Genomic DNA, 16422 nt, shown 5'->3' with positions numbered 1-16422 from the left:
CATGAAAATAAGATATTACTTGATATTGATTCTATTCACCGGCTTGCTGGGAACATCTTGCGATGATATTTTCAGAGATAAACCAATAAACATGCTGCCCGAAGACATGATTTGGGGCGATCCGCAATTGCTGGACGGCTATGTTTTGCCCTGGTACCGGAATATGAACAGCGGTTTCAGTGTGTATATGCCAACAACCGCGCTGTTGAAAGGCGTCAGTCGCGAATACCTGCCTTGGTACGGCGACCAGATAACCATAAGCAAAAGCGAATGGTTCAGCACAACATACGGCGATATTCTGAAAAGCAGTATGCGCGAAATTCAACAAAAAGGCCTGTCGTATTGGAATAGCTACTACGGACAGTTGAGGTCGATAAATCTGCTGTTCGAGAATGAAGCTAAAATTACCCCCGGAAACCAGAAAAACAGGGCGCTTGGCGAAGCTCATTTTTTCAGGGCCTATTACCATTATCTGCTGCTGCGCCAGTTTGGAGGGGTCATTATTATGCAAGAGGTTTACGACCCCCTGAAGAAAGTAAAGAAGTTTCCACGTGCATCGTATGAAGAAATGGTTCGGTTTATTACCGATGAAGCCACTTTGTCCGAATCGTACTTGTCGCAAGTGAACTACGATGCTACCGACATGGGACGCATCACTCCCGGGGCCGCCTTAATGCTCAAGGCAAAAACCTATTTTTGGGTAGCGGGCGAGCATTTCCAGAATCAGGAAAAAAGTTATCTGGGCTTTCCCGACAACCGGTCGGATGAAATGCTGCAAAATGCCAAAGAAGCATACGACGAGCTGATGAAACTCAACTATTCGTTAGTAGAAATAACCGGAACCACACAGGAAAAAATAGTGCAGGAATACCGCCAACTATTCCTGACCAAAAACAGCAGTGAATCAATTCTGGAAGTTCAACATTCAAACGATGGTGATTTCGACAATGGATTCGGGCATAAACTCGACCGTGAATCGGTTTCGCCCTACTACGGAGGCACAACGGCGGCCTATTCGCCCACGCAAAACCATGTGGACGAATACGGAATGAGGGAAAATACGACCTACAACCCGAATAGTCCGTACGAGAATCGCGATTATCGGTTTTATGCCAATATTCTTTACGATGGCTGCCGTTTCAGGGGGCGTGAAATGGAGATTCATTACAACAAAGTGAATGGCAAGGAAGAAGCCGGAGCCGATTTGATTCCATACGGAACATCGGAGACGGCGGCTGTTAGTCGTACCGGCTATTATCTGGGCAAATTTGTCGATGAATCGCAAGTTATTGACAACAATATTACCTATGCCAGTAAACAAAACTACATCATTTGGCGTTTTACTGAAGTACTGTTGGATTATGCCGAGATTGATTTCAAACAAAAACGGCCTGATGATGCACTCGAAAAAATCAACCGCATCCGCAAGCGCGTTCACATGCACGAGCTGACCAACATAAGCTGGGAAGCCATAATGAACGAACGAAAGGTGGAACTGGCCTTTGAAGAAACTACCTATTGGGATTTGCTGCGTTACAACATAGCCGAAGAAAAAATGAGCGGAGCAACCAATCCGCTGAAAGTGATGAAGATTGTGAAGGAAGAAGGAAAACCAACGGTTTATACTATAAGCAACATGAACAGATACCCCTCGCGGGTCAGGCTATACCGCGCCATGCAATATTACTACCCCATTCCCTGGGACGAAATACGCAATCAGGGCATTGAGCAAAATCCCGAGTGGACAGAGATGTAAGGTCTCAGACCTCTTTATTGTTTTGGTAAGCATATATACAACAGCCGGTTATAAGCCTTGAAATATATCATTAAATCCTTACCCTTACTTAAATGCAAAAGCAAGTGTACTTATTAATTAAATAAAAACTAAAAGTTATGAGAAAAAAGATTTTTACAGCAATTATTTTAAGCCTTGGCATATTTGGTTACGCCAATGCACAATACAACTTATTTGATGCAGCAGATGTGGACGCCGATGGTTGGATTTGGTTCGACACCCAAGCCAAAATAGACAAATACATCAGTCAAGCCGATAATGAGAATCTGAAATTCAACGAATCGGGAAAAATAATCCAGCTTGTCTCCGCCGATTTTGGCGAATATGTCGATACCGAAGCTGCTGCCGATTTTGCAGGAGCAGGTACAGATGGCGCCCTTGGAGGAGCCAATGCCAAAACCGGCGCCATAAAAATAGCCCCGTCTTCGGCAAGTATGTCAACAAATGGAGGGGGGGTTATTGTAAAAGCGCCTTCATGCACCTCGTTCAACCTGATGGTATCGGCCAGCAGCACAATGTATGTACGCCTGCTGGGTACAACAGAAGCGGGGAAACGTTTCACCGATTATACTATTGTATCGGCCTTGTACTCAAGCATGTTTAAACCGCTATCATCAGCCGGACAATTCACTTGGTTAAACATGCAGACCTTGAACAGTGGCAACGAGCCGATTTTCACGCTCGCCTCATCGTCCGCCATCTATGGCTATTTTCAGAACCTGACTAAGAACAACCTGTACATTCACGGATTAAAAGTTCTGACGTCCACACCGCCGTCAAATATTGATGGAACCGAAAATGATTCAGCCGGCCTGAAATTCGATGGTAAAACAATCAGCTTGGCCAACGATGCGGATATAGTTGTGTATAATACTCAAGGCATTGTAGTGAAATCGGCCTATACTTCAAGCTTGGATGTGAGCGGATTGGCCAATGGCATTTACATAGCAAAAGCAGGCGCCTGTACACAGAAAGTTATTGTTGATAATTAATTTTCCAGCACACGGAAACAACGTTCGAGGAGCGAAGGCGACTCAATACCAGGGCAAACGCATGAAAAAATTTAGTGCCACTATTACGAATGAGATTCCTCCCTTTGGTCGGAATGACTCGCTTGTTAGTGGTTTAAAGGAGTAGGAAGCAGCGGCTTCGCCGCCGCTTCCTCATCCCCTCTCCCAAAAAGGAGACAGTCATTCCGACCAAAGGGAGGAATCTCCTGCTCATATCAGCCACTTTACCGAAAGGCATAAGCCGTAAAAATTTTCATGCGTTTGCCCTATACTCAATAATGGAGTTTGTTATTGCGGGCTCCGACCCGCAATCTCCTCTTCCAGCAACACAATAATAAACAGCATGAGATACTTTATACCCTTCTTTTTTCTAGCCTTGTTTGCATGGCCGGTTCAGGCCCTGCAAGATGACAAGGACCTGGCAAATTTGGTGTGCTTCGTCCGTTTTGCCGACGAAGACGAGACTATTTTCGATAAAACCGCCGACTATTACGAGCAATTGTTTAACAACGAGGCGGAATCGTCGGGCTCGGTCTATAATTATTTTCAACAGGCCTCATACAAGCAGCTGAAGTGGAAAAGTGTGATGTATCCTGTTGCCGGTAGCTCGACCATAGTATCTTACAAAGCGCAACAAAACCGGGGGTATTACCTGCATTCAAGCTCTATCAATCCCGAAGGTTACGACGAGAACAATGCCGGCGATGCCTTGCTGCGCGAACAAAATCTGGTGAAAGAAATCAGCGATTACCTGCATACAATTGTTCCGGCAGACCGGGTTATTGATAAAAACAACGACGGCGTTGTGGACAATATTTGCCTTATACTCAGCGGCAATTCCGAGATTAGCAGCCGGTATATATTCTGGCCTCACCGCTCTTCGCTGTACATCAAGCAGAGCGAAATTCGGGAGAAAAAAGTGAATGAGTACATCTTGTTGTTCGATGGAGCCAATGGCTGGAACGGCCTGGCAAAAAATCCCCTGAATGCGGGCGTATTGTGCCACGAAATGTCTCACACCCTGGGCACGCGCGATTTGTATCACACCAAAAAAGGATTGAATCCGGTGGGCGTATGGGATTTAATGTCGGATAATTTGTCCACTCCTCAGGGGATGAGCGCCTATACAAAATACAAATACTGCAAATGGACTGACGACCTGCAAGAGATTTCGACCCCTGGCGTCTATACGTTGAAACCGGTGGGTGGCAGCGACAAAAATAACACGGCTTACAAGCTGAAACTGGTGGGTTCGGACGAATATTTTGTGCTGGAATACCGGAAAAAGGAAGGCCCTTTCGAGATTGGTCTCCCCTCCTCCGGCCTGCTGATATACCGCATCAATCCCAACTTTACAGGGAATGAAAATTACGACGGCACAACAAAATTTGATGAGCAATACCTGTTCCGACCGGGAGGAAGCGCCACCGCAGACGGTGATATATCGAAAGCAGCCTTCAGCCAGGAAAGCGGACGGACAGCCTTTGGAGGAACAGCCGTCGAAAAACCGTTTTATACCGATGGAACCGAAGCCTGCTTTGCCATTGCAAACATTAGCGTTTGCGGCGAAACAATTTCGTTCGAGTTATTAACAGCCCCCTCCAGCATCCACCTGTCCCAAGACAGCCTGAGGCTTAACGGGAATGCCGGTAGCAGTTCCAAAATACAGGTGCAGGGAGTGAATACATCCTGGAAAATAGAATCATTGCCCGACTGGCTCGAAGTATCACCGTCCACAGGAACAGCAGGAAGCGCAATACTGACTTTCAGCGCCAAAACGGTAAACAGCTTACCCAATTTACGGTCGGTCGTGATAAAAATAGCGAGCGAAACAGAGCCCGATGTTTATTCCGAACTAACTGTTATTCAGCAATCGGCCATCATACAGCCGCCCTCTGATTTGGATGCAAAGCAAAACGGAAACGTGATTAACCTGACATGGACAAAACCGATAGAAGGCGCTCCCATACTATCGGAAGACTTTGAAAGCCTCGAAAGCAGTAGTCTGTGGGAGATTAAAACAGCAAACAATGTTGGTTGGAGCCGTCAGGAAAGCGCAAAATACAAACTTCCGTACAAAGGACTGTATTCTGCCCGCTTGGATTCGGAAATGCAAGACTGCCATCAGGACGAATGGCTTATATCGCCCCCATTTTTCAGCGGAGGACTGCTGACTTTCTATTCCAACTCCATTGCTCCCCAAAAGAATAACAATCACAACTTCTATTTTGTAGAACTGAGCAATGACAACGGAATAACCTGGGAGCAGATTTATGACCTGAAAGCGCAAAGCTCGGCGCTGAACAAATACGAATACATTGAGCTGGATATTAGCTCTTATATACCTGATAACATGGATTATATGCGTGTTGCATTCCATGCCTGCGACGACAACAATATGGGCTTATCTTATTGGTGGCATGTAGATAACGTGCTTGTATATCCCAAAACAAGCGCCTCTATTGTCAAGAGCTACCACATCTTCCGCAACGGAGAAAAAATAGCTTCGACAAGCGAGTGTTCGTTTACCGACAGCAGTCCGTTAACGGGGCAAAACACCTACACCGTCAGAAGCCTGGGCGATTTTGGCGAAACACCTTTCTCGAATGAGGCTAAGGTCAATTTCTCGCCAACAGGAATCGGTTCAATCCCCTTGTCGGACAACATTAAAATAGCGGTCAAAGACGGAATCGCCAGCATAATCGGCGATGAAGACCTGACGGGAGTGAGCCTATACGATATAAGCGGCAGAGCCCTGTACTCGGAAGTGGCCACCCAAAAAACGTATAACATTCCCCTGTCAGCCGGTATTCGTCCGGGCGTTTACATTGTCAAGATTATGAATAAAAATCAGGTGTTCAAAATCATTATACCCTGAATCCCTTTAATGGCCTCCCCCACGGGGCAGGGTTGGAGGGGCTTTATTCCACCGCCTGTTGATTTCTAAAATCGAAGAAAGTTTTTCGCATAATATCGGCCAGGGATAGCTGATAATTGATATAGGCGCTCAGATGCGTCCGGTAGGCCGTATTCAGACGAGTGCGTTCCAATGACAGGGCTTGGCTGTCGATGTCGCCATCAGAATAGCGTTGACGGGTGATTTCAAAACTTTTTTCGGCCACTTCCACGTTTTTTTCCAGTAGTTGCAAGCGTCTCAGGTTACCATTTATGTTGGAAACCAGATTCTTTACTTCGGTTTCTATTTCGCGTTCAACCTCTTCCTTCCTTAGTGTAATTTGCTTTAGTCTTGATTCGGTTGCCCTCACCTGATTTCGGTTTTCGCCCCAATCAAGAATGGGAACTGTAATGGTGAAGCCAATATTATAATTTAAAGGCCGGTTTCTTAAATCGGAATACGATTTATTTATAGATTCGAGAAAGCCTACATCGCTCACCACATTTGCATTTGAATCGTATAAGGGGTTATTGTACATCCCAAATTTACTGAGATTGGCATTTATTCTACCCCTGACCATTCCTTCTGCTTTTTGTCGTTTAATCGAAAGCTTTTGTAATTCCATCTGAATTTCCTGTTCGCGAATTTCCAGCCGGTTTTTAAGCGCCAATTCTACTGCTTTTTCGGGGTTAACAATAACTACCTCATATTTAAGTTCGCTACTCAATGTAACATTGTCGTTCAAATCCACCCCCAATAATTCCTTGAACGAATTTATTGCCGAAACCTGATTGAGAATAGCTATATCATAATTATTCTGCGCTTCGGCCAAATCAACCTCCATTTGCAGGGCATCCACTTCGCGGATAAGTCCGGCTTCAAATTTATTTTTAGAGATTTCGTGCGCACCGGTTTGTCGTTCCAAGTCTAAAGCTGCTATTTCGGCGCTTTTTTGTAGCGAAAGCAAGTTATAATACGAATTACTAACCTGATATACCAAATTTAGCTCTTCCCTTTTCAAGACTTTATTCGACTGTTCGTATGCCAGTTCGGCTTGTTTGAGAGCCGATTTAATTGCATTATAACCATAAATTGCATCCAAAGGCTGTTCGAAGCCGATGCTTGTTTTCATTTCGGTATGTTGTTGATCTGCATTCAAATTATTTACTACGGATAAATTGCTTTGTATGTAGATTCTACCATCGGTTGGCAGAGGTTGATTAATAGTCAGATTTCCCGAAGTACTTAATTCCTTGACAGGAAAATAGTACGAAACACCGGCAGTATCTTTCCCACTTCCAATGGTTTCGGAATAGGTGGGGATATTCAAGCTTAAGTCGATATGTGTTTTCAGCCTGCTGGTCGCCGATTTCAGGTTGTATTCCGCTATCTTGAGGTCTTGCTGCAAGCGTTTCATGCTGAAACTTTTTTCCTTCGCAATCTCTATGCTTTCCTCCAACGTCAGATTATATGTAGTTTGAGCGTTTAATGCCGAACCATAAGCCACCAGAAACAGGCTTATCAGGATTAATTTTTTCATGTTTATTTTACTTTTCTACAGTTGTTTTATTCGGATTCGGTTTGTCGGAATGTATCAATCCGTCTTTCAGGTAAATATTCCGGTTGGCGTAATTGGCTATTTCCGGTTCGTGGGTAATGAGGATAATGGTGTTTCCTTCGGTGTGCAATTCGTGAAACAAGCCCATTATTTCCACGCCGGTTTTCGAGTCGAGCGCACCGGTCGGCTCATCGGCCAGCAATATCCCCGGATTGGTTACCAATGCCCGGGCAATGGCTACACGCTGACGTTGTCCCCCACTCAATTCGCTGGGTTTGTGGTCAATACGGTTCGATAAATTCACTCTATCCAGTGCGTGCATGGCTCTTTCCTTTCGTTCGTGTGCCGGTACGCCGGAATAAACAAGAGGCAATTCCACATTTTGGAGCGAATTTAATCGAGGCAAGAGGTTGAAATTCTGAAAAATGAAACCAATTTCCTTGTTCCGCATCGCCGATAAAGCGTCATCGTCCAAATTGCTGACATCCACTTTATTAAAGTAATAATGCCCGGTGGTTGGCGTATCCAGGCAACCAAGTATATTCATCAAGGTCGATTTACCCGAACCCGAAGGCCCCATGATGGAGACATATTCATTCACATTTATCTGGAGATTAATACCATGTAAAACAGGCACATCCGAATCTCCTATCGAATAACTTTTGGTCAGGTCTTTTATTTCAATCAACATAATCAGGTTCTGGTTTTATTCGTAACGTATTGAATCTACCGGCTTGAGGTTGGCGGCATTTTTTGCGGGAAGATACCCGAAGCTAACACCAACTATCACCGAAAAAGCAAAAGCTATGACAATGGAATACAGCCTTATATATATACTCACATCGGTGAAAAGGGTAACTACCAGCGAAAGGCTGACCCCCAGCAACACCCCTATAATTCCGCCGGTGATGCTGATGGCGACCGCCTCGCTCACAAACTGGCTCATAATGTCGGCTTTGCGCGCGCCAATAGCCCTGCGAATACCAATTTCGCGGGTACGCTCCATGACGGTGGCCAACATGATATTCATAATGCCGATACCTCCCACCAGCAGCGATATGGCGGCAATAGCCCCCAAGAGGAAGTTGTAAATCTGCCGTTCCTTCTCTTCCTGTTTAAGCAGTTCGTAGGGGATGACTATGCTGTAATCGTCGTTGTTGAAATGGTGCCGTTTGAGTATTTCGTCTATAATTTTGGAGGCTTCAATCAGGCGGTCGGAGTTATCGACCTGCGCAGTAATTTGTTGAATTTCGCTCGACAACACATTTTCGCGCGTAAAGCGGTTCAGGAAAGTGGATAGCGGTACATAAACGTCCGTATTCAAGTCTCTGGCAGCCAGCTCTCCAACTGTTTCCGTAAAAAGGGTTTTCGATTCGAGCACCCCGATTACTTCCAGCCATTGATCTTCTATTTTTATCATTTTACCGATGGGCTCCTCATTCTTAAAAAAGAGGGCTGCCACTCCTGCCCCCAAAATACACACTTTTTGTTTCCCTTCGTAATGACTTTTCCCGATGAAATCGCCCTTTTTGGGTTTGTAATTCATCATTTCCAAGAATTCGGGCGTAACACCAATAACAGTCGATTTCACCGATTTATCGGCGTATTTGATGTCGGTGCTAATTTCGGCCTGGGAGGCTATGCGCACAATACCCGGAACAATCTCGGATATAACTTCGGCATCTTGCAACGATAAGCCTTGCGAAAACTTGGCTCTGGTCTCTTCCAGCTCCTCGTCCGATAGCGTTTTCTCCCTGACAATGATATTGTTAACCCCCAAGTCCTGATACTTTGCTATGGCTTCGCGTTTGGCGCCCTCCCCAATGGAGAGCATCGTGATAACCGACGCCACACCAAATATAATTCCCAACATCGTTAGAAACGACCGGAATTTGTGGTCGGTTAATCCCTGTATCGCTAGGCGGATATTTTCTTGATACTCCATAGTTAATCCTCTTCTAAAAATTCGCAACTGACTGTCATTCCGGGTTTTAGCCTCTCATCGGGCTTGTCTATACTGACCTCTACATCAAATACCTTTTGTTTCGATTTTTGGTCTTTCAGGTAGCATAATTTACCAATATAGGCGATTTCACCCGGAAAAATCGTTTTCGGCATCGCATCCAGGCGTACGGCCACTTTTTGTCCCTTCTTTATTTTCAGGAAATCAATCTCGTTGATGTAGGTGTTCACTTTCATTTCCTCCAAGGCCGGCACATTCCCCATGTTGTTGCCCTGATAAAGGTTGTCGCCCACTTTTAGAAAAGTGCCCGTCCTTCGGTTTTTCGCCACCTGAAATACGCCTGCTATCGGCGTTTTTATGGTTAAAGCCGGTAGAATATCGTAGCCGTTCTGTATTTCGTTTTTTATTTGGTTGACCCTTATTTCCTGTATTTTCAGGTCGTTGGCGTCAATAATTTTGGCCAATTCCATTTTCCGCTTTTCTTTATTCAGCGTAATCTGGACTTGCTCAAACTCCAGCTCTTTGATTTTGCGCAAACGCTCCGATTCAAAACGCGAGGCTTCCAGTTCTATTTTTTTCAAGTTGAAGGAGGCCGTGTTGTTTTTGATGCTCGACATCTGCTCCAGGCTTTTATTGTCCTGATCGACGTACAATTTTTCGAGGGTGGCAAGTTGTGTTTCCAAGTTGCTCTCGCGTTCGATGATGAACTTCTTTATTTCCGTAGGGTCCAGTTTCACCACCCAATCACCGGCCTTTACAATAGCTCCATGTTCCTGAATATCAATGAGCCTCATCTCATTCCAATACCGGCCAAAACGGGGCATTACAAATGCGCGGGTATTGACAGCAGCCAATTCTCCGGTTTCAATAATTGTTTTTCCATCGGAGGCTTTTCCTTCTTTGCCTGTTGTTACATCGTTGCACGAAACAGTAAGTAACAAGATTGTAAAAAGGAAAAATAATTTATATAATCCACTTTTCTTCACGATCATTCTTCTTTTGTTGTTTCCTCTTTAGCTTCTTCTGCAGCTTTCTCGCTGGCGAAAGGATCGACCAGTGCAACATTGTCTCCTTCCTTCAGGCCTTTTGTAATAATCACATAATCGGTGCTGTTAACACCGGTTTCCACTTCCACCTTGTCGTATCCGGCGACTGTTTTTTTATACACATAGTTCTTGTCGCCTTCGGCCATGAGTGCATCCAGCGGAATATAGAGAACGTCATCAATTTTGTCGAGGATAATCCGGCAGCTAACTGTTAGTCCGGGGAGTAAATTTTTGTGGGTTTCGTTCAACAAAATTTCGACCGGAAAAACCTTTATTTTGGTCGAGCCATCCTTGTTCACCGCCAAATTGGCGATATTAATTACGGTTCCCGAAAAAATGGTGTCGGAAAAAGCATCGGGTTTTATTTCCACCTTCAGGCCTTTTTTAATTTTGGCAATGTCCACCTCGTTGATGTTTACCGTTGCTTTTAGCGATGACAAGTCGGGCAAGCGAATGAGCGGATTTCCCGACCAGGTTTGGTCGCCCACCTGAAATTTGGTGTTGGAACTCCAGTTTTTGCTGATAATGGCAATACCCGGCGCGGGAGTTATCACGTACAACTTTTTCAAGGTTTCGTATGCCTCATCAAGCCTCGATTGGTCTTGCACAATGGACAGATTTTTTTGCTTAACCTCTTCTTTCTGTATCTTGATGCGGTTTTCGATTTGCTCTTTCGCCCGTTCGAGCGCAATGTTGGCTTTTTCGAGGTTGAGCTGTATTTCTTTTTTCTTGATATTCGATTCGTAGCCTGCCGATTCAAACTGTATTTTGGAAATATCCTGCGAGATGCGGGTAACTTCGTAATCGGCTTTCAATTCTTCCAAATCGGATTGTTGCTGCGCCATCAATTTTTCGAGCTCGGCCTTACTGATTTCCAGTCTTGATTCGGCTTCAACAATTCCCTTCTGCACCTCCGAGGGGTCGAACACGATGAGCGTATCGCCGGCACGTACTTCCTCGCCGTCTTTCACAATCTGGGTAATTTTCAGGTTCCCGTATCGCCACGAGATGGTGGGAGACGATATGTTTATGGAATGAATAGCTTCTACTTCGCCCTCTTCGTGCATATCGAGGTATAGCGTTCCTTTAACTACTTTTCCGGTAGGTATTTGCTGCGCAGGATCTTCGTTATTGCATGCACACAACAAAACTGCGAGCAAAAGAAATAAGCCCGGCTTGTACATTTTTTCTGTATTGTTTTTTCTCATGAAAGTATAATAGTCTTTATCTATTTCGGTTTGTTTTATTGGCTTGTTTTGCTCCCGAGACCGGCAACAATGTCCTCTCCCTTATGGCCGATGGCGTTGGTTTGGTGAGAGCAATTACTTCCTTTCTGTTTAAACCGTCGGTAACAATCGCTTCCTTTGGCGACGAAAGTCCTGTCAGTATCTGACGCATTTCGTAGCCTTTAGCGCGTTTAACGTACACCACTTTAATCGAATCTTCTTCAAAAATGGCCACCTGCGGCACAATAATCGTGTCCTTAACCTGCTTTAGAATGATGCGGCAACTAACGGTAATCCCCGGTTCGGGTACAGTCAGCGTACTGTCTATGGTTGCTTCAATTTCGAAGGTTTTTACTTTTGAATCCCTTTTTATTTGCTGGCCAACAGGCGCTTTTTTCAGAATCTTTCCCCAAGCTCTGTTTTCGGGCATGGCATCGAAAGTATAAATAACCGAATCGCCCTCGTTAATGTATTTGAAATCTTTTTCGGAAGCCATTATTTTCACTTTCATTTTCGACAGTTCGGGAATAACAACCAAGGGCACATTGCCCCACACCGGGTCGCCTGTCTGAAGTTTGGCATCTCCCGTAATAACATAATTAGCCCGTAGGGCCAATCCTGTTACCGGCGCTTTGATGGTCAGCTTTTCCAATTGTTCTTTGGCTGCCTGAACACGGGACGAAAGACGTACAATATTCAGTTCCCGCCTCCTTAATTCCGATTGCTGAATGATGGCAAGCGATTTCAGTTTCTTTTCGAGTTTGGCTTTTTGGATGGCCACTTTTTCCAAGCCCAGTTCCTTTATTTTTTGTTGTGTTTGTGTAGAATACTGCAATTGCAACGAATCGAGTTGAGCGATTTTTGTTTCGGCCTCGTTGCTTTGCACCTGTGCATCCAGCATGGCATATTGCAGGTCTAAATCTGCTGTGGTTTTGCTCAAAACGGCTCGTGCGTTTTCCAAATCAACCTGCAACTGGTCGTAGTCGGTTTGCATATTCGGATCCTCGATAACACAAACAATCTCGCCCTCTTCCACATAAGTTCCATCCTCCACCAAACTTACGACCACGCCCTCCGCATTTCGCGGACAGACCAAGGTAGTGGATTGTACGGGTTCTACAAAGCCATCAATGCTGAGAATATTTTCAAAATTTTTATTGGAAACGGTGTATGTAGAAATATTCTTGTTTTCATCGGTACACGAAAACAAAAACGACAACGAGAGAATAAGTACAAGCCAATATTTTGACACGGTATTTACTGATTCTTAGTAAAAAGGTGTAATTAATACAATTATGCCCAAAAGTATATCTTTTTTTGAGTGGAGAGGAAATGTTAAGGGTGTTTTTAATAAAAAAAAATGTTTATATATAAGTATTTGGAAATTGATTGGCTTTGCTTACAAAATTTACAAGTAGCAACCCCTCCAAACCTGCTCGTGGGGGAGGCTTTTAATATTGTTAAACGCTCTTTTTTGTGCCATCAGGCACAATATGTTGGTAGAAATATTGTTCTATTTTTTTTCGTGCCGTAGGTACGAGATGTGAATATTGCGTACCTGACGGCACGCTGTTATGCGTAAGAATCGGTTTTCTACCAACATCGAATCCCTTCAAGGATTTAGAACTTAATTGCCCTGCCTCACGGGGAGGTTGGAGGGGCTCATAAAAAGAAAAATGGTTGCCTCCCGGCAACCATTTCCCACCTTTAAAATTTAATTCCATGAAAACATACTATAATTAATGACGTTGTTACGTCTGAAAAAATAGTCTTACTTATTTACTGCGATTAGTTTAATCGTTTCTTTGTAGCCTTCTTTTGATTTGACTACCAAGGTGTAAATGCCCGGAAGTTCACCAACTTTGATGGGGGTGATGGCGCCGGTTGTCGCCGTTTTTTGTATTAGCTTTCCTGCCAAATCGTAAACTTCGATGCTGGCGCCGGTCAATCCGGTTTCGATGTTAACGGTACTTCCTGCTACTACCGGATTGGGGTAGGCGCGTATGCCGTACTCATCGTTTTTTGGCGATACAATGCCTGTCCCGTCCGATTTAATGATGTGATAATTTTTGCCTGCTTCGGTATCGAAGCTGTAAATGCTTTCGTCCGGGTGATTGGGCGCTGCTGTTTTCACCGTGCTAAGGGTGTTGCCGCTGCCGTCGGTTACCTTGATGCCTTCGGCCCATGGCGAGCGGATAGTGGCTTTCTGACCGGCTTCGCTGGTGATGTCCACGTACACAACTTCCTGTGCTGTGGCGCTGTATTCTGCCGAAACCACAAAGGCTCCTTTTTCGCGCAGACGGGCGAACTTGGCATTTTTGTTTACCCAGCCCGGGAACACGGTCATAATGCCTTGGTCGCTCAACAGCATCATGTTGTTGATTGCTTCTGTTGCACCGGCTTTTTCAACGCCGTGAATATTGTCTTCTATCATCAGGTTGGGTTTCATCTTGCCGGTGATGGTGCTGGCCATGTTGTCGATTATTGTTTGTACCGGATAGCGGGTATTGACTGCTACAGAATAGATTTTAGGGAAGTTATTGGCTTGTCCCCATGCTCCGCGCCCCGAGAATACATCAATGGTATTTTTGGCTGTCTGAAGTTGTTCGCTTGCTGAATAATATCCCATTACTTCTCCCGGTATAACCGATTCCATCGGGATGATGTTTCCGTCTCCGGGTACCGGATTGCTCATCGGCTGCCAAGCGCCGTCGCCGGGGCGCCAATCTTTTTCGGCCAGGGTATAGACGCTTTTTCCCTCATATATAGCAGTTGGTTGAGGGGCGAGGTTATCGAGTATATTCTGCCACACCGGACGTTTTTCGGCGTCTTTGTTCAACAGTACGGATGCATCAATCAGGTTTCTCAGCGCGCTTTTCAGCACCGACAGTTCAACGGCGGGATTCATCGACCACGAACCTTCGTTGTAACCGGCATACAATACATATTTGCCGTCTTCGTTCTCGAGCCATGCTTCATAAAAACCTACACAAAGCTTCAGGTATTCGTACAAGCTTTCTTCCAGAAATTCCTTGTCCAGGGTGTAGTTGTAGTATTCAATCATGGGGTAGGCGCTAAATGTGGCGTTCAATGCTTCGTTGTGATAACCGGCATCCAATGTCATTCCCCAAGGCCCTATACCTACCGTATAAAGTACGGCGTTTGGTATTCCGTTTGTGGCGCTGATGTCGCCTTTGGCTATTTTGCTGTCCACAAAATCGGCGCGGACTTTTCGCAATTCCGTTACGTTGGAGGCGTTCTTTTTCCCTTGTTCCACATATTGCAGAATAGCATTAATGGCCGGAATGCCTTGTTCTACCCTGTTGCTGGTATTCACGCCGTAGAAAGTAGAAATGAAGTTGTAGTTCAGGTGGTAATCCGATTTCCACGATGGGCTGTCGTTGGTATGCCACACCCCGTATAATCCGGGCGCTATTTTGTTTTGACGGATGTTGCAACCCAATTCATATTGGGCGGCATAGTAATATTTCATCAAGGTATTCAGCTTGGCATCGCTGTCATCCAGTTTGATGTAGGATGTTGCCCAATAATTTTTCCACCACTCGCGATGTGCATCCAGCAAATTGTCAACGGCGGCTTTATCGGTTACGGGCGAAAGCAGGGCATTGGCTTGTGTAACAGGGTTCTCTGTTAATAGCGCGCCGTTGTAATCGAAAGTTCTGCCGCCGCCGCCTACGCTTGTAACTACATAAACGGTTTGTCCGGGTTCGATGGTAAATACCAAGCCTGCTGTTCCTTTGCTGTTGTTGGATACGGTGGTATAACTGGCGCCGATTAGTTTCGCGCTCAAAACGGCTTTCGACTTGTGCGAAGCCGGGTTGGATGCGCTGTTGTTGGGCGTTGTGCGGCTCACCGTTACCGAGCTGGCTGTCGATTCGCCTGTAATGGCATAGCTGGTATTGTCGGCTTTCACCCACAAGTTGGCCGATAATTCTACCGGAGCATCGCTTGTAGAGGTGATTTCGGTTACCAGCATATTTTGGACGGCGGAAGTAAATGTCCGCATGTTCAGTTTTATGGCATCCACTTCAAATTCGCTGCGTACTTCGGCATTGAAAATATCCTGTATTTCGTGGAGTTTGGTGGTCGGTTCGGCTGGTGTTCCGGTTTCCCGTTCAGCCAGATAGAGTTCAAACTGACCGATACGTGCACGGGCATTGTCGCGCGAGTCGGCGGTGGTTTCCTGTGTTCCTTTGGTGATTTCCAAACGAACGTAGCGACCGGTTGCCTCGGTGTCGAGCCAAATGGTATTGAGTGGCTCGTGATTGTTTGTTACTTCGGCTATTTTTGTCCATGCTTCAGTTGTGGTATTCCGAACATGAACGCTGAAATCCATGGTAATATTGGCTGTTTGAGCAGGACGAGCGGCGGCATCGTGCCGTATCACTATTTTGTTGAAAGTTTTTGCTGTTCCCAAATCCAGTTCGGCCCAAAAAGGGTTAACTACTGTGGTTGCACTGGATACGTTCGCGCTCACCCAACCTTCGTAACCCAATGCCCAATCGCCGCTGACCATTCTGCTGGCCGGAAAACTCGGATGACTGGCCGATGAGGTTACGGTGACATGGTAGGCCAGAGAGGACTTTTGAGGGTCTTCGGCTTCGGGCACATATTTGCCGATGGAAACCCCGCCAATCAGTACGGGAGCGCCGTTATAGGCCCAAAAATCGCCTTTGGAAATGTAAAATGTTTTGGTGGTTTTATCGCCACCCGATGTTACGCCTATGTCGCCGTTACCCATCAGGGCGGTATTGGGTACACGATCGGTTATCAATCCCTGATATGTATTATCGTTCCATTCGCCGTAATACTTGGATACTAAATTCTGTATTTCTGTCGATTCGCTTTGGGCTGTCAGGCTGTTTGCCAAAACAACCGCCAATATCAATAAAATAAACTTTTTCATG

11 protein-coding genes are annotated in these 16422 nt (G+C 45.4%); 3 read left to right on the top strand and 8 right to left on the bottom strand.

Going from position 1 to position 16422, the window contains the following annotated elements; genetic code table 11:
* The first annotated feature begins 1 nt into the window (after position 1).
* The 3 genes from ACYPWY_RS04885 to ACYPWY_RS04875 all read left to right on the top strand — a co-directional run bounded on the left by ACYPWY_RS04885 (position 2) and on the right by ACYPWY_RS04875 (position 5683).
* Positions 2 to 1756, top strand: a complete 1755-nt coding sequence (locus ACYPWY_RS04885; RefSeq protein WP_459684310.1) for a RagB/SusD family nutrient uptake outer membrane protein — start codon at positions 2 to 4, stop codon at positions 1754 to 1756.
* Positions 1757 to 1893: 137 nt separating this feature from the next.
* Positions 1894 to 2787, top strand: coding sequence for a T9SS type A sorting domain-containing protein (locus ACYPWY_RS04880; protein WP_459684309.1), 894 nt, complete (start codon positions 1894 to 1896; stop codon positions 2785 to 2787).
* A 361-nt stretch (positions 2788 to 3148) separates the two neighbouring features.
* Positions 3149 to 5683: a M6 family metalloprotease domain-containing protein gene (locus tag ACYPWY_RS04875; protein WP_459684308.1), complete on the top strand. Its 2535-nt coding sequence runs from the start codon at positions 3149 to 3151 to the stop codon at positions 5681 to 5683.
* Between the two features lie 43 nt (positions 5684 to 5726).
* On the opposite strand, the gene ACYPWY_RS04870 is transcribed toward ACYPWY_RS04875, so the two are convergent.
* The 8 genes from ACYPWY_RS04870 to ACYPWY_RS04835 form a co-directional block, all read right to left on the bottom strand.
* Complete coding sequence (locus ACYPWY_RS04870) at positions 5727 to 7241, bottom strand: TolC family protein (protein WP_459684307.1); 1515 nt, start codon at positions 7239 to 7241, stop codon at positions 5727 to 5729.
* Positions 7242 to 7248: 7 nt separating this feature from the next.
* Complete coding sequence (locus ACYPWY_RS04865) at positions 7249 to 7950, bottom strand: ABC transporter ATP-binding protein (RefSeq protein WP_459684306.1); 702 nt, start codon at positions 7948 to 7950, stop codon at positions 7249 to 7251.
* A 15-nt stretch (positions 7951 to 7965) separates the two neighbouring features.
* A complete protein-coding gene (locus ACYPWY_RS04860) occupies positions 7966 to 9204 on the bottom strand; it encodes an ABC transporter permease (RefSeq protein ID WP_459684305.1) in 1239 nt (412 codons plus the stop codon).
* Positions 9205 to 9206: 2 nt separating this feature from the next.
* Positions 9207 to 10208, bottom strand: coding sequence for an HlyD family secretion protein (locus tag ACYPWY_RS04855; protein ID WP_459684304.1), 1002 nt, complete (start codon positions 10206 to 10208; stop codon positions 9207 to 9209).
* A gap of 2 nt (positions 10209 to 10210) precedes the next feature.
* Positions 10211 to 11476 (bottom strand): efflux RND transporter periplasmic adaptor subunit, encoded by a 1266-nt coding sequence (locus ACYPWY_RS04850; RefSeq protein WP_459684303.1) that lies wholly within the window; start codon positions 11474 to 11476, stop codon positions 10211 to 10213.
* A gap of 16 nt (positions 11477 to 11492) precedes the next feature.
* A complete protein-coding gene (locus ACYPWY_RS04845) occupies positions 11493 to 12746 on the bottom strand; it encodes an efflux RND transporter periplasmic adaptor subunit (RefSeq protein WP_459684302.1) in 1254 nt (417 codons plus the stop codon).
* Positions 12747 to 12954: 208 nt separating this feature from the next.
* On the bottom strand, positions 12955 to 13218 hold the full coding sequence (locus ACYPWY_RS04840) for a hypothetical protein (protein ID WP_459684301.1): 264 nt from the start codon (positions 13216 to 13218) through the stop codon (positions 12955 to 12957).
* A 47-nt stretch (positions 13219 to 13265) separates the two neighbouring features.
* On the bottom strand, positions 13266 to 16421 hold the full coding sequence (locus ACYPWY_RS04835) for a glycosyl hydrolase family 95 catalytic domain-containing protein (RefSeq protein ID WP_459684300.1): 3156 nt from the start codon (positions 16419 to 16421) through the stop codon (positions 13266 to 13268).
* Position 16422 lies beyond the last annotated feature (1 nt).

The organism is Viscerimonas tarda, from assembly GCF_054601255.1.
The sequence above is the reverse complement of the archived record's forward strand: the minus strand, read 5'-3'. Positions and strand labels throughout refer to the sequence as shown.

Coding starts and splice junctions, on each gene's coding strand:
- ACYPWY_RS04850 (WP_459684303.1), bottom strand. CDS start 11,476: ATGAGAAAAAACAATACAGAAAAAATGTACAAGCCGGGCTTATTTCTT.
- ACYPWY_RS04880 (WP_459684309.1), top strand. CDS start 1,894: ATGAGAAAAAAGATTTTTACAGCAATTATTTTAAGCCTTGGCATATTT.
- ACYPWY_RS04835 (WP_459684300.1), bottom strand. CDS start 16,421: ATGAAAAAGTTTATTTTATTGATATTGGCGGTTGTTTTGGCAAACAGC.
- ACYPWY_RS04885 (WP_459684310.1), top strand. CDS start 2: ATGAAAATAAGATATTACTTGATATTGATTCTATTCACCGGCTTGCTG.
- ACYPWY_RS04865 (WP_459684306.1), bottom strand. CDS start 7,950: ATGTTGATTGAAATAAAAGACCTGACCAAAAGTTATTCGATAGGAGAT.
- ACYPWY_RS04870 (WP_459684307.1), bottom strand. CDS start 7,241: ATGAAAAAATTAATCCTGATAAGCCTGTTTCTGGTGGCTTATGGTTCG.
- ACYPWY_RS04860 (WP_459684305.1), bottom strand. CDS start 9,204: ATGGAGTATCAAGAAAATATCCGCCTAGCGATACAGGGATTAACCGAC.
- ACYPWY_RS04840 (WP_459684301.1), bottom strand. CDS start 13,218: ATGGAATTAAATTTTAAAGGTGGGAAATGGTTGCCGGGAGGCAACCAT.
- ACYPWY_RS04875 (WP_459684308.1), top strand. CDS start 3,149: ATGAGATACTTTATACCCTTCTTTTTTCTAGCCTTGTTTGCATGGCCG.